Annotated in this window: 14 protein-coding genes; 8 read left to right on the top strand and 6 right to left on the bottom strand. The window is 39.2% G+C overall.

Features of this window, described 5'->3' with window-relative positions:
- Positions 1 to 43: 43 nt before the first annotated feature.
- Both F938_RS20330 and ubiG read right to left on the bottom strand, forming a co-directional pair.
- On the bottom strand, positions 44 to 718 hold the full coding sequence (locus tag F938_RS20330; RefSeq protein WP_167539474.1) for an HAD family hydrolase: 675 nt from the start codon (positions 716 to 718) through the stop codon (positions 44 to 46).
- A complete protein-coding gene (gene ubiG, locus F938_RS20325) occupies positions 715 to 1428 on the bottom strand; it encodes a bifunctional 2-polyprenyl-6-hydroxyphenol methylase/3-demethylubiquinol 3-O-methyltransferase UbiG (protein ID WP_005034753.1) in 714 nt (237 codons plus the stop codon). Before ubiG ends, F938_RS20330 begins: the two co-directional genes overlap by 4 nt.
- Before the next feature lie 449 nt (positions 1429 to 1877).
- Between ubiG and F938_RS20320 the strand changes: the two genes are divergently transcribed.
- Positions 1878 to 2495, top strand: coding sequence for a thiol:disulfide interchange protein DsbA/DsbL (locus F938_RS20320; RefSeq protein WP_005034751.1), 618 nt, complete (start codon positions 1878 to 1880; stop codon positions 2493 to 2495).
- A 67-nt stretch (positions 2496 to 2562) separates the two neighbouring features.
- On the opposite strand, the gene F938_RS20315 is transcribed toward F938_RS20320, so the two are convergent.
- From F938_RS20315 to F938_RS20305, 3 genes are all read right to left on the bottom strand, one after another.
- Positions 2563 to 3774, bottom strand: coding sequence for an MFS transporter (locus F938_RS20315; protein ID WP_005034750.1), 1212 nt, complete (start codon positions 3772 to 3774; stop codon positions 2563 to 2565).
- 258 nt (positions 3775 to 4032) lie between these two features.
- Positions 4033 to 4614: a TetR/AcrR family transcriptional regulator gene (locus tag F938_RS20310; protein ID WP_005034749.1), complete on the bottom strand. Its 582-nt coding sequence runs from the start codon at positions 4612 to 4614 to the stop codon at positions 4033 to 4035.
- A gap of 90 nt (positions 4615 to 4704) precedes the next feature.
- Entirely contained in the window at positions 4705 to 5349 is a 645-nt protein-coding gene (locus tag F938_RS20305) for a TetR family transcriptional regulator (RefSeq protein WP_004832185.1), read from the bottom strand.
- A 174-nt stretch (positions 5350 to 5523) separates the two neighbouring features.
- Here F938_RS20305 and F938_RS20300 point away from each other — a divergent pair, with 174 nt between their 5' ends.
- The gene (locus F938_RS20300) at positions 5524 to 6546 is read left to right on the top strand and encodes a flavin reductase family protein (RefSeq protein ID WP_005034748.1); all 1023 of its coding nucleotides are present in this window, start codon (positions 5524 to 5526) and stop codon (positions 6544 to 6546) included.
- A gap of 129 nt (positions 6547 to 6675) precedes the next feature.
- Positions 6676 to 7815 (top strand): fatty acid desaturase family protein, encoded by a 1140-nt coding sequence (locus tag F938_RS20295; protein WP_005034747.1) that lies wholly within the window; start codon positions 6676 to 6678, stop codon positions 7813 to 7815.
- 119 nt (positions 7816 to 7934) lie between these two features.
- Here the strand turns inward: F938_RS20295 and F938_RS20290 are convergent, their stop codons facing one another.
- Positions 7935 to 8705 (bottom strand): AraC family transcriptional regulator, encoded by a 771-nt coding sequence (locus F938_RS20290; RefSeq protein WP_005034746.1) that lies wholly within the window; start codon positions 8703 to 8705, stop codon positions 7935 to 7937.
- A gap of 103 nt (positions 8706 to 8808) precedes the next feature.
- Here F938_RS20290 and F938_RS20285 point away from each other — a divergent pair, with 103 nt between their 5' ends.
- From F938_RS20285 to F938_RS24555, 5 genes are all read left to right on the top strand, one after another.
- Positions 8809 to 9945 (top strand): Bcr/CflA family efflux MFS transporter, encoded by a 1137-nt coding sequence (locus F938_RS20285; protein ID WP_005034745.1) that lies wholly within the window; start codon positions 8809 to 8811, stop codon positions 9943 to 9945.
- Between the two features lie 184 nt (positions 9946 to 10129).
- Positions 10130 to 10846, top strand: a complete 717-nt coding sequence (rph, locus tag F938_RS20280) for a ribonuclease PH (protein ID WP_005034744.1) — start codon at positions 10130 to 10132, stop codon at positions 10844 to 10846.
- 168 nt (positions 10847 to 11014) lie between these two features.
- On the top strand, positions 11015 to 11143 hold the full coding sequence (locus F938_RS24890; RefSeq protein WP_257790579.1) for a hypothetical protein: 129 nt from the start codon (positions 11015 to 11017) through the stop codon (positions 11141 to 11143).
- Positions 11144 to 11164: 21 nt separating this feature from the next.
- Positions 11165 to 13345 carry a phosphocholine-specific phospholipase C gene (locus tag F938_RS20275; RefSeq protein WP_005034742.1) on the top strand — a complete coding sequence of 727 codons (2181 nt, stop codon included), beginning with the start codon at positions 11165 to 11167 and terminating at the stop codon, positions 13343 to 13345.
- 238 nt (positions 13346 to 13583) lie between these two features.
- A complete protein-coding gene (locus F938_RS24555; protein WP_005034741.1) occupies positions 13584 to 13748 on the top strand; it encodes an ABZJ_00068 family colistin stress protein in 165 nt (54 codons plus the stop codon).
- Positions 13749 to 13750: the final 2 nt, after the last annotated feature.

Below are 13750 nucleotides of genomic sequence, written 5' to 3'. Positions count from 1 at the left end.
TTTTTATTATCTTGTTAGAACAATTAAAGAATTTTTAACAATTCTAAATGTTGACAAGTTTCTTGATAACTTGATGTAATTCATCAACATTATCCACAATACAATCCGCTTGCCAAGCACCTAAATCATCTTTGTACTGTAATGGTAAATAACCATAAGCAGCAAGGATGGTATACATCTGCGCATTTCGTCCAGCATCAATATCACGAGGATGATCGCCTACATAAATGCATTGTTCTGGGGCAATTTCAATCTGTTTTGCAGCTAAATACATTGGCTCAGGGTCAGGTTTAGTCTGTTTCACATCTTCGGGGCAAACCAATACAGCACAACGCTCAGTTAAATTGAGTGCTTGAAGTAACGACTCACTAAGCCATCGAGGCTTATTGGTCACAATACCCCAAGGAATCTCATTGCTTTCCAACTCCGCTAAAAGCGGATACATACCTGCAAAGAGATCTGTATCAACGGCAATGTCTGCACCATATAAATCCAAAAAATGTTGGCGATGAGCGAGAAAAACCGGGTCATCAACTTCAAGTTCTGGATAAACCAGTTTGACCATCGCACGCGCGCCTTCGGAAACTTGAGTGCGAATCAAATCTGCATCGACGACAGCACGTCCTTCATTTCGGCACATGTCTTGGATGATACGAATAAAATCTGCGGCAGTATCAATCAAGGTGCCGTCTAAATCAAAAAGAACAGCTTGCATCAGACACCTTCATTCACGGTATATACCATATAGTTCACGTCTACATTTGCTGCGAGCCAATAGTGTTTGGTGAGCGGGTTGTAATGTAAACCTGTCATATCTTTAAGTGTTAAGCCAGATTGACGAATGTCATGAGCCAGTTCTGAAGGCTTAATGAATTTGTGATAGTCATGCGTGCCTTTTTTCAATAGACGTAAGACATATTCTGCGCCAATAATCGCAAATAAATACGATTTTGGGTTACGGTTAATGGTGGAGAAAAACACATGACCATTGGGCTTAACTAATTTTTGACATGCTTGAATAATCGAAGCAGGATCAGGCACATGCTCCAGCATTTCCATACAGGTCACAATATCGTACTGACCTGCTTGCTCTTCAGCCAGTTGTTCTACAGGGATTTGTCGATATTCAATATTATAAACATTTTCCTGTTCTGCATGTAAACGTGCCACATTGAGTGGCGCTGCACCCATATCGATACCCAAAACATCTGCACCACGACGAGCCATGCTTTCAGCCAAAATGCCGCCACCACAACCAACATCGAGGATCTTCTTGCCAGTAAGACCATTGGCATGTTCGTCAATCCAATTTAAACGTAATGGATTGATTTGATGTAAGGGTCTGAACTCAGAGTGCTGATCCCACCATAAAGCAGCTAATGCTTCAAATTTAGCAATTTCTTGTGGATCAACATTAAGTTGCGACATGTTCGTCACCTCTAAGTGAATTGTTTTAATCAAAAATTAAGTTCAGTTATGTTAGGGTCTGTTGAGATTTGATACCTTGGTTGTACTTTAGGCTAAAATTTATTCAAACAGATATGTAACCGAGTTAAGGGCTATTCCCTTACCGAGTTCCATAGCGAGGTTTGGGTGATCTTTGCCAAAAGTCTTGGAAACAATGGTATGTTTTGACATGACTCGGTGATGAATAATTTATTTAGCATAACTAAATTTCATTATGAATGCCTTGTATGACTAAAAAATACCGATTGTTGAAACCATAGATTCATTCTCGACAGACCCTAGTGTAACCATAAATCCGAAAAAAGCGATGAATCGTGTAAAAAACTTCACAGAAGGAAAACGATTTTCTCATATTTGTTTTATAGTGAATGCATAAGCTATACAAGACGACTTAGAGGACAATAAAGTCAATGAAAAAATTTATTTTAGGTGGCATGACCGCAATGGTGATGGCATTTTCTGCAAACACCATGGCCGCTGATTTTGTTGCAGGCAAAGATTATACCGTTGTTCAAAATCCTGGAAAGGTTGCAGTACCAGGTAAAATTGAAGTACGTGAATTTTTTTGGTACGGATGCCCACATTGCTTCAAATTAGAACCACATATGCAAACGTGGTTAAAGAAGATTCCTAAGGATGTTAACTTTATTCGTACACCTGCTGCGATGAATCCATTATGGGAACAAGGTGCACGTGCATACTATGTCAGTGAAGCACTAGGTGTACGCAAACGTACACATTTGCCTTTGTTCCATACTAACTTTTCAGGTAATCAACAAGTTCTCCAAAAAGATGCCTTTGCTAAATTCTTTACGCGATATGGCGTACCTGAAGCAAAATTCAACAGCATGTATAGTTCATTTGCGATCACAGCAAAAATTGCTGAATCAAACCAGTTGGCACAACAATATCAACTTTCTGGTGTACCGGCAGTTGTGGTCAACGGTAAATATGTGGTTCAAGGTGAAGATGCTAAAGTGACACAAGTTGTTGACTATCTTGTAAATAAAGAACGTACAGGAAAATAAGCCTGATCAGTTCAGAAACCCGCAAATGTTTGCGGGTTTTTTTATATCTAAAGTGTTTAGACGATGTTTAAGCCAGTTTTCGTTGACCGCTTTTAAAAGCATGTTGATGACTCAAACTCACAATCAATAGCGAAACAATAAGCAAACCCAACATATAATGTGGGAAGGTTGAAGCCCCTGTGTGATTCAAGATTATGCCACCGAGCCATCCACCAGCTGCGACTGCTAAATTAAAAACAGTGACCAACATCGATTGTGCAACATCGGCATCTTCCTGAGCAGCATCGGCAAGTGCAGTTTGTAATAGCGTTGGTGCTCCACCAAACGCTACTCCCCAAATTGCGATACAAACCACAATGATCAGCGCATCATGACTCAAAATAAGCAATATCGTACTTAGAGCAAAAACAATCAAACTGATTATGGTGAGCTTTCTTAAATGTCGATCTATCCATAATCCCACCAACCAAATACCAAGAATAGAAGAGACCCCAAACAGCATCAGTATAAGATCAAGGTGTTGGCTTAAATCCACAGACGTTAAAAAAGGAGCGATATAGGTATAGAGAATATTGTGTGCCAAAATCCAAAATAGTAAGACAGTCAGAATCGGCAAAATCCCAGCACTGAAAAATACTTGTGAAATCGACTTATTGTGTTGCTGGGGCTGACTTTGAAAGTCTGGAATCATGGCACGTACCCAAATGATTAGGATCAGTGCGAGTACAGACATTGCCCAAAAGACCTGATTCCAGCCAAACAAATGACCAAACCATGTTGCTAAGGGTACACCCAGAGAAAGCGCTAAAGGCTGACCGACACTGGCAATCGCCAATGCTTTACCTTGTAGATGAAAAGGAACTAAGCGCCGTGCATAACCTGCCAGTAGTCCCCAAATCACACCTGCTGACATACCTGCAAAAAAGCGCGCCACCAAGATAAAATAATAGTGCATTGAAATTGCGGTGAGACTATTAAAGATCAATAAACCTGTAATTGCATATAAAAATAAAGGGCGCCTGTTCCAGTCTCGTGTCAAGGTGATGACAGGGATTGCGGCAATCACAGACCCTAAGGCATAAAGCGTAATAAATTGACCTGCTTGAGCTTCTGTGATTGCCAGTCCCTGACTGATTTGTGGTAGTAATCCAGCAGGTAAGGTTTCTGTCATGATGGCGAGAAAGCCTGCTAAGGTAAAAGCAAGCAATTGCAATACAGGTAACTTTTCAACAGTTTTGTTGGGTGATGGCTGCTTTTGAGATTTTTGATGATCAGACATGGGGGATTTCCTGTGCTGTGATAAGGTGGCATGCCTGTCTAGTCCATTGAGCTTGTAATGGGTTTGTTGTGATCTCCCTTGCATGATCAATAGATATTGATAAATTAAATTTATTCATATGGTTGGGTGTGAAAATTTTCATCATATTTAATCCTTGTTATAGCAACATCACTGTGTTGTTGTCTTTTTATTGGAATGATTGTTCCAAAAAGATTGAAATAAAAAGCCAAAATCTTGAAAGCATTTTGACTTGTCGAATTAGAGAGATAACATTGTTATATCAATGACATGTTGTAAAATTTTTTGTCTTTCTGCTAAATCACTACCTTTACCCAGTATTCGCATTCCTTGAATGGTATTGACCAAAAAATAAGCCAATGCTTTTGGATTTTTATCAATTGAAATCTCACCGCTATGTTGTCCATCAACAATGATCTGTGCTAAAGCTTGCTGAAGACGTTGAAAATTATGTTGTACTTGCTGAGCAACATCTGAGTCATGTGCAGCAAGTTCTAAAGCAGCATTGGCAACCAAACAGCCTTTCTGTTGTGGATCTTTTAATTCATCCTCAAGAATTGAAAGCAATAATTGATGTATGCGTTCTTGAACAGACGCATCTCCAGTCAGTTTTTGAATATTTGCAGTAGTGATTGCCTGATAACGTTTTAATGCTTCTTGATAAAGTGTATGTTTATTTTCAAAGGTATTGTATAAGCTGCTGCGTGACAGCCCTGTACCATCTACAAGGTCTTGTACAGAAGTTGCAGCATAGCCTTTTTGCCAAAAGACTTGCATGGCAGCATCGGCAATTTCATCTGGTTCAAATTCTTTGTTACGCATAGAATGTTTTTATTGGAACGATTGTTCCAATAAGTTTTGCACTAACTTAAGCCAGTGTCAACCTTCGTCTAGAAATTTAAGTGAGGGTGTTTAAGATGCTTTGACTTCCCAATTTTCAATCCCTTTGAAAATTAAGTGGATTTGAGTCACAGCTTGCTTTTTTAACACCATTTTCTGTAATTCAAGTTCGATACCTGAATACTGGCGAGACAGGCTAATCCAAGACATTGCCCAAGTAAAAGATAGATTAATCAGAATGTTGGTGATGACTTTTAAATCACTCTCATCTCGAAAATTATCAATCACTTCAAATTTTTTTAAATCACTGGCAAGATCATCATTCAAAAAATCGATTTCGCGTGAAATGGCACGACGAACAATTTCTGAACCACCCCAACGTTCTGAAATCATAAAAATCCACTGTTGGGGACTACTGTCTACAGCTTCAAAGAATAGTTCCATACTGGTTTTGGTCTTAGCTTCTGGATGAGCAAGTCCTTTGCCCAATTGATGTAACACGTTTTTAAGGTATAAGGACACTTGATCGACCAACTCTTTACCTAACTCATCCATATCTTGAAAATGGCGGTAAAACGCTGTTGGTACCAAACCTACTTCACGGGCAACTTCTCTTAAACTGATACTCGAAAATGAACGACCCGATGTGCTTAAGGTTAAAGCAGCATCAAGTAAAGCCTGACGGCTCTGTTGTTTACGTTCATCGCGTATCGACATTTGGATATCCAAAGATTTTTGTTGTGATGAGTCTATCAAAAATAAAAACAAATTAAACGACGAATGTCAGTGTACAGGTGTTGACTGAATTAAAAAAATGATTATAGTGTACATATGTTCACTAAAAGAACGTTTGTTCACTCAATAAATAGCAAGCACAAAGAGGAACGTCACATGAGTAGCTATATGCAGTATCAGCCAGAATGGGTTCGTGAGGATTTTGTCGATTTTATCGCAGAAAAAATCAATCCTATTTGGGCTTGGAAAAAGGTCAAAGCCACAGTGGTTAAAACACGTGCGTTGAGCACTGACTTTTATCAAATTCAATTACGACCAAATCGTAATTTTAAACATCAGCAATTTAAAGCAGGTCAAAGTGTTTTAGTCACTGTAGAAATTGCAGGTGTACGTCAACAACGCAGTTATTCTGTCGTGAAATTTTTGAATAATGGCGACATTATTATCGCTGTTAAGCAACAAGGTAAGGTTTCTACTGCATTAAGCCAGTTGGCTTTTGGACGTGTGGTTGAACTGTCTCAACCTCAAGGTGATTTTGTTTTAGACCAAGATCATACCCCATTATTATTGGTGGCTTCTGGGAGTGGAATCACCGCAATTTACTCGCTGTTGCTTGAAGCATTGACTGATTCAAATCGTCCTGTAGATCTGATTTATTTTAGTCGGGATGAAGCATATCATGCAGATTTGGAACAGCTTTTTCAGCAATACCCACAGTTTAATTATCATTACATCAATACAGTTCAGCAAAAACAGCATTTAAACATCAAGCTATTGCAAAGTTTAGTTACTGATTTTCAGCAACGTCAAACTTATGCCTGCGGTGCGAATGCCATGATGCAAAGCATCAATCAAATTTATCAGGATTTGAATATTACAGCGCGCTTAAAACAGGAATATTTCCAGATTGCAGTAGACGAAAGCCTAGAAGCACAACCAATCGTTTTTTTACGCTCACAACAAGAGTTTGAAGCGCGTTCTAACCTTCTTGAGAGTGCTGAATATGCCGGGTTAAAACCAACCCATGGTTGCCGTATGGGGATTTGCAATACCTGTACATGTACTAAAGTGAGTGGTTCAACCAAGAATATACTCACGGGTGAAACTGACCATGACAGCAACACTCAAATTAAATTGTGTATCAGTCAGGCCGTTAGTCCTGTGGTCATTAATCTGTAAATTAAAGTAATCATTTAAATAAATTTAAATAAATTTAAGCAACTTCTTTCTCTGTTGAAGCTAGGTGTAGGAAGTTGTACCCAAAATTCAGCGAAAGCTTCTAAAAATGAAGCGCTGAGGAGTAAAACAATGAATATGTCAGTCAATTTTCCAAACAGTAAATCGAAACATTTAAACCCTGAACAAACAGCAGAGTTTGGTCGTCGGGTGGATGAAATCCGCCGTGAAGTGATGGAAAGCTTGGGGGAACAAGATGCCAAGTATATTTATAAAATCCGAAATTTTGTGCGTTATAGTGAAATAGCATCCCGTGGAATGTTGATGTTTGGGGGTTGGATTCCACCAGTTTGGGTCATTGGCACAGGGTTGTTGGGTATTTCCAAGATCGTTGAAAACATGGAACTTGGACATAATGTCATGCACGGACAATTCGACTGGTTAAATGATCCAAGTTTGAATGGGGCAAACTATGACTGGGATACCATGGCAACAGGTGATGATTGGAAATATACCCATAATTATGTGCATCATACCTATACCAATATTGTCGGGAAAGACCATGATGTTGGCTATGGGTTACTCCGAGTCAGTGAGTCACAAAAGTGGGAACCGCGCTTTTTATTCAATATCCCATTGGCGATTCAATTGATGGTATTTTTTGAATGGTATGTCGGTGTACAGAATCTGCATTTAGAAGATGCTTTGGTTTACAAAACCAAAACGTGGAAACAAGTTTGGGCAGATGCTACAAAATTTCGTAAAAAAGCGCGCCGTCAGATTTTAAAAGATTACGTGTTTTTTCCATTGATCGCAGGACCAAATGCTTTACCTGTTTTGGCAGGGAATGCGATTGCCAATGTGATTCGTAGCCTATGGTCTTCAGCAGTGATCTTCAATGGTCATTTCACTGAGGATGCCGAAACCTTTGAAGCGGATAATGTTGAAAATGAAACACGTGCAGAATGGTATTTACGCCAGATTCGTGGTTCGAGCAATTTTACTGGAACCGATTGGTTGCATATTTTAAGTGGTAATTTAAGTCATCAGATTGAACATCATCTATTTCCAGATATGCCTGCGAACCGTTATGCGGAAGTTGCTCCTAAAATTAAGGCGTTATGTGCAGAATATGACATCAATTATAATGAAGCGAATTTCTTTAAACAGTTTGGTAGTGTGTGGGTACGTTTAGCGAAATGTTCTTTACCTAATCACTGGACCACAAGCATTAGTCAATCAGTGCAGAAAGTGAAAGGGATTTTTGCTTAGATTTTATCTTACAAAGCCCTTTTGTGGTGGCGAAAGTCCAAAAGAACCTTGTTGAGAGCGACAAGGTTCTTTTGTTTAAAATATAAAAACTCAACTTTAAAATTCAGCTTTGGGTCCAATCATGACTGATCTTTTTTAATCAACATCCTTGGTGATTTCCCCGAGATTCTTTTAAAAAAGGCGATAAAGGCACTCTCACAGGAAAAACCTAAGTGATGGCTGATCACGGATATTTTTTCATTTTTAGATAATAATTCTATCGCTTTCAGAAAACGCCATTGTTGTCGCCATTGCTGATAATTCAAACCTGTTTCGCGTAAAAAAATTCTGCCAATGGTTTTTTCACTGAGTCCAACCAGATCTGCAAATACATTTAAATGCGGTAATAGCTCAGTACCTAAAAATTTTCTTAATCGACGATCAGTTGGAAATTGTAGAATAACCGATACTGATGGTGCAGTTTCAATTTCATTCAATCCAACATTAAATAAATCCAAAAAAGGTCGTTTGCTCCAGTCCGTATCAAAATCAGCGAAAGCGATTCTCTCCAATATTTCTTTTAATAAAGCACTAACTTGCAAGACTTTGACTTCTTTAGGAAGTACTGGGTATTGAACGGTATTAATATATACCGAGCGATAGCCAGTCACTTGGCTCATTTCAGCACGATGAGTTGTGTCTGGTGGAATCCATGCGATATGTGCAGGGGGCAGGATACATAGCTGACCAGATAAGGTAATTCTAATGCTGCCACTGTTGGTAAATAGCAGTTGTCCCATTTTGTGGGCATGTTCTCCCGAATCATGTCGAGCAATTTCCGAAGCAATACCGATCACATTTAATCCGAGTTGATCGGGATTAAAATCAGCATCCGCTGCTAACCATGCCATTGTTTGTCCGATTTTATAAATAATATGTCTTTTATGATTATATCTCTCAAAATTTGATTTTGTTATTTTTCTCGATGGTTCAATTCAACGTATTCAAAAGAAAATGTTAAAGAAATCTATATTTTATTTACTGGCTGTTTTGATGATGTTTCCCCAAGTTGTTGAGACGATCTACAGCCCAGCACTGCCTCATATTGCACATGGATTCCATATAAGTTCTGAAAAGGCGAGTCAAACGATCTCTTTATATTTCATTGCCTTTGCGTTGGGTATCGTCTTTTGGGGGCAGATGTGTGACATTTTAGGAAGACGAAAATCGATATTGGGTGGATTATTGATTTATGCGATTGCCTCGATTGCTGCGATTTTATGTCGTACTTTTGATGATCTAATCATTGCCAGAATGTTCTCGGCATTTGGCGCTGCTGTGGGTTCCATCGGAACACAAACCATTATTCGAGATACTTTCAAAGGCAAGGAGCTGGTCAAGATTTTTTCCATTATTGGTATTCTACTTGCGCTTAGCCCAGCTCTAGGTATGGTATTTGGTGCATTCATCACAACATGGTGGGGATATCAAGGTGTATTTCTAGGTTTAGCGCTATTTTCAATCCTGCTTATGTGTTGGTGTGTATTTGAGCTCCCTGAGACGCTTGTTAAAAACAATAAAAAAGTTCCTATTCTTCATATTCTTATTGCCATGCTTAAAGATAATGAGATTTGGAAAAACGCATTTTTGGTTGCACTTTTTAATATCAATCTTTTTGCTTACTATCAGTTGTCTCCTTTCTATTTTCAAATATTAGAAGCCTCATCATGGGTGTTTGGATTGAGCGGTCTGTGTTTGACCTTAGGCGCCATTTTTGGCGCATTACTGAATAAATCTTTGCTTAATAAAAATGTAAATCCCCATACTTTGGTGTCCATTGCGGCATTGATTGCGATTTTGGGGAGTATTTTGATCTGTATCACTCTAGCCATCAAGAGTTGGTTATTTATTTTTCCTGTACTGTTGATCATGGTTGCATATGGGCTTGCCATCCCTAATCTTCTTGCGACAGCACTTAAACACTATGCTGAATGTTTAGGTACAGCAGGCGCACTGTTGGGCTTGATGTATTATTTATTATTAGGTGGGGGATTAGTTTTGGCTGGTTGGGGACAAAATTTGGCAGCAGTATTATTGATTTGTAGTGTGGCGACTTTATGCATAAATTTATTTCGGCATCGTGATGTATGAAAACTTTCACATTGATCCAATTATTTTTAAGATGATGCTCCGTCGCATGCAAGTGGTTTGGACCAATCTGTCAGTCAGCAACGTAGACTCAGCAATTTCAAAAACCACCATCTTGTAACAAAACCAACACTAGAGTATCTGTTATACTTAGCCGCATTATTTCTGAATCCAATAAGGACACACTATGCGTATCGACCAACGTGCATTAGATCAATTACGTGAAGTTAAAATTACTCGTAACTACACACGTTATGCGGAAGGTTCTGTATTGGTTGAATTTGGTCATACAAAAGTGCTGTGTACTGCAAGTATTGACAATTCAGTACCTCGTTTCTTAAAAGGACAAGGACAAGGTTGGGTAACTGCTGAGTATGGCATGTTGCCACGTTCTACCCATACCCGTAGTGATCGTGAAGCGGCTCGTGGAAAGCAATCAGGGCGTACTCAAGAAATTCAACGTTTGATTGGTCGTAGCTTACGTGCAATGGTTGACTTGAAAAAGTTGGGTGAGAATACGATTACAATTGACTGTGATGTGATTCAAGCGGATGGTGGGACACGTACTGCTTCAATTACTGGTGCTGCGGTTGCATTGATTGATGCGATGAATGTGTTGTTAGAAAAGAAAAAAATCAAACAAGACCCACTAAAAGGCTTGGTCGCTGCAATTTCAGTCGGGATTTATCAAGATGAAGTGTTACTTGATCTTTGTTATGAAGAAGATTCTAACTGTCAAACTGACTTGAATGTAGTGATGACTCAAGCGGGTGAATTTATTGAAATTCAAGGTACAGCAGAAGATAAACCTTTTACCCGTGCTCAATCCAATGCAATGTTAGAAATGGCTGAAAAAGGAATCCAAGAGTTGGTCAAAAAGCAGCAAGAAGCCTTGGGTTGGTAATTCCTTCATCATCTAAATTGCTATAAATCTAACGCATCTTCGGATGCGTTTTTTTATGTGAAAAATATAGTGGTGTATTTTGATCGTCATGAAATTGCCATTAAAACTTCACCCTATTGTCATTGGGATCATATTGACTATGGCTACATTTATTTCATGGATAGGACAATGCGAAATTTCCTCTTGATTGCAGTGACGAGTCTGAGTGTACTGCTCAGTGCTTGTAATGATGATAACAACGAAACATCAACGACGAATCCGCCAGCACCCACTTGTAAAGTACATTGCGCACCATAATAAAAATATAAGGAAATAGACATGAAACGTCGTGATTTTTTAATCAATTCTACAAAAACAATCTTTGGTACAGCCGCTTTAGCTAGCTTTCCAGCCAGCATTCAAAAAGCCTTAGCGATTGATGCCAAAGTCGAAACAGGCACAATTAAAGATGTAAAGCATGTCATCATTTTGACTCAAGAAAACCGCTCATTTGATAATTATTTTGGAACATTCAAAGGCGTTCGAGGCTTTGGTGATCGTTTTACGATTCCACTATCAGACAACCGCAAAGTTTGGGAACAATACGACAAAGATAAAAATAAAATTTTTCCTTACCATTTAGATAGTACTCGTGGCAATGCACAACGTGTCAGTGGTACACCCCATTCATGGACTGATGGTCAGTTTGCTTGGAACCATGGGCGTATGGGCAACTGGGTGCAATATAAACAGCCTCAATCAATGGGATATTACAAACAGAAAGAAGTTGAATTTCAGTTTTCACTTGCCAATGCCTTTACCTTATGTGATGCATACCATTGCGCCATGCACACAGGTACGAACTCTAACCGTATGTTCTTATGGACGGGTTCGAATGGTCCTAAAGCTGCGGGTGTGGCAAGTGTGGTGAATGATTTGGATAGTATTGGTCCATCAACCACGGGCTATGATTGGACGACCTATCCTGAGCGTTTACAACAAGCAGGTATAACTTGGAAAGTTTATCAAAATATGCCAGATAACTTTACCGACAATCCTTTGGCTGGATTTAAGCAATATCGTCGTGCCAATGAGTTGTCAGGTAAACCCGTCAATAATAGTACCGTTTGTCCAGCCTACGATCCTACAATTGATGCAACACAGCCTTTGTATAAAGGGATTGCCAATACCATGCCTGATGGTGGATTTCTGGGTTCCTTTAAAGAAGATATTGCCAAAGGTCAATTGCCACAAGTGAGTTGGATGGTCGCTCCTGCAACCTACAGTGAACATCCTGGACCATCAAGCCCTGTTCAAGGTGCTTGGTATATTCAAGAAGTGCTAAATGCGTTGACCGAAAATCCTGCAATTTGGAGTCAAACCGTTTTATTGGTGAATTTTGATGAAAATGATGGATTCTTTGATCATGTTCCTTCACCAAGTGCGCCATCTAAAGACAGTTCAGGTCAAATGCAAGGTAAAACCACATTGACCGATGAACAAATTTCTTATGAATATGCAACACATGCAAAAGCTTCAGCTGGGCAACCAAACTTTACTGACCCAAAAATCAGTAATGGTGTTGGGGTATATGGTCCGGGAATTCGTGTGCCGATGTATGTGATATCGCCGTGGAGTCGTGGAGGTTGGGTGAATTCACAGGTTTTTGATCACTCTTCGGTGATCCGATTCTTGGAACAGCGTTTTGGGGTAGAAGAACCCAATATTAGTCCATATCGCAGGGCAGTATGTGGAGATTTGACAACAGCATTTGATTTTAAGAATCCAAATACACTTGCGATTGAAGAATTGATGGGTAAGAAAACCAAAAGTGAAGCGGATGCAATTCGAAATGCACAGGCTTTATTGCCTCAAGTTTCACGCCCTTTGAGTCAGGTTTACCCAGTTCAAGAGATCGGAACACGTTTATCCCGTGCATTACCTTACATTTTACATAGCAGTGCGAAAGTCGATTTGGCGGCAAAAACAGTCAAATTAATGTTTTCTAATACCGGAACACACGCAGCAGTATTCCATGTTTATGATCAGTTGAATCTTGAAGCAATCCCTCGCCGTTATATGGTTGAAGCAGGAAAGCAGTTGGATGACGTATGGAACACCACCACTGGAAAATATGATTTGTGGGTATTGGGACCTAACGGTTTTCACCGTGGTTTTGCTGGAGATTTGACTAAATCTGCACAGGTTGAGTCGTTGGCAGAAGTGCGGGTGTGTGTTGAAGAGTGTGATCCAAAGATCTATCTAAAAGTTCGTCATGATGCAAGTAAACCTGCAAAACTGATGGTAAAAGCCAATGCCTATCTGCCGAATAAAACGTGGAATATTGAAACAGCATCAACGGAAAAGGAATTGAACTGGAATATGTCTGATTTTGGTGGTTGGTATGATTTTACTGTCACGATCGAGGGCGACAGTTCCTTTAAACGCCGTTTTGCTGGACGTATTGAAACGGGTAAAGACTCTTTCTCTGATCCATATATGGGATTTATCGAGTCTTAATCTTTCAGTATTTGATTGTTCAGCTTGAAATAAGGTGCGTTTTGCACCTTATTTTTTGAGTTGATCAAAGACCACATTATTTGCGCAAAATTACATGTTTAAGCTTCCAATCATCTATTTACTTCAATAGATACATAAATCAGCACAATGTCCTATGTTTTATCTACAGAGTCTTCAAGGGTTTTGAAACAAGTCTTTTTAGAATAGGTGAAATTTTATTGAGTTGTTGGGGCATTTTATGAAAATTCTGATTTTTCTATTTGCAGTGATTACTTTTATGTTGATGGCAGGAGATCCTCGCCGGGAGGATTTTGAAAGCAAAGAATTTGAAGTCAAAAACAATGATCAACAACAGCAGATTGAACAAAAAGTTGATCAGAAAGATTCAGCAGAATCTTCCTGAAC

Source organism: Acinetobacter bereziniae LMG 1003 = CIP 70.12 (assembly GCF_000368925.1).
In the GTDB taxonomy this organism is placed as follows: domain Bacteria; phylum Pseudomonadota; class Gammaproteobacteria; order Pseudomonadales; family Moraxellaceae; genus Acinetobacter; species Acinetobacter bereziniae.
Note: the sequence above shows the minus strand (reverse complement) of the source record. Positions and strands in the feature narration are given on the sequence as shown.

What these genes read in the sequence shown, in the direction of transcription:
- F938_RS20305 (WP_004832185.1), bottom strand. Translation starts at nt 5,349, where the DNA reads ATGTCGATACGCGATGAACGTAAACAACAGAGCCGTCAGGCTTTACTT.
- ubiG (WP_005034753.1), bottom strand. Translation starts at nt 1,428, where the DNA reads ATGTCGCAACTTAATGTTGATCCACAAGAAATTGCTAAATTTGAAGCA.
- F938_RS20285 (WP_005034745.1), top strand. Translation starts at nt 8,809, where the DNA reads ATGTTAAAGAAATCTATATTTTATTTACTGGCTGTTTTGATGATGTTT.
- F938_RS20315 (WP_005034750.1), bottom strand. Translation starts at nt 3,774, where the DNA reads ATGTCTGATCATCAAAAATCTCAAAAGCAGCCATCACCCAACAAAACT.
- F938_RS24890 (WP_257790579.1), top strand. Translation starts at nt 11,015, where the DNA reads ATGCGAAATTTCCTCTTGATTGCAGTGACGAGTCTGAGTGTACTGCTC.
- F938_RS20290 (WP_005034746.1), bottom strand. Translation starts at nt 8,705, where the DNA reads ATGGCATGGTTAGCAGCGGATGCTGATTTTAATCCCGATCAACTCGGA.
- rph (WP_005034744.1), top strand. Translation starts at nt 10,130, where the DNA reads ATGCGTATCGACCAACGTGCATTAGATCAATTACGTGAAGTTAAAATT.
- F938_RS24555 (WP_005034741.1), top strand. Translation starts at nt 13,584, where the DNA reads ATGAAAATTCTGATTTTTCTATTTGCAGTGATTACTTTTATGTTGATG.
- F938_RS20320 (WP_005034751.1), top strand. Translation starts at nt 1,878, where the DNA reads ATGAAAAAATTTATTTTAGGTGGCATGACCGCAATGGTGATGGCATTT.
- F938_RS20310 (WP_005034749.1), bottom strand. Translation starts at nt 4,614, where the DNA reads ATGCGTAACAAAGAATTTGAACCAGATGAAATTGCCGATGCTGCCATG.
- F938_RS20300 (WP_005034748.1), top strand. Translation starts at nt 5,524, where the DNA reads ATGAGTAGCTATATGCAGTATCAGCCAGAATGGGTTCGTGAGGATTTT.
- F938_RS20275 (WP_005034742.1), top strand. Translation starts at nt 11,165, where the DNA reads ATGAAACGTCGTGATTTTTTAATCAATTCTACAAAAACAATCTTTGGT.
- F938_RS20295 (WP_005034747.1), top strand. Translation starts at nt 6,676, where the DNA reads ATGAATATGTCAGTCAATTTTCCAAACAGTAAATCGAAACATTTAAAC.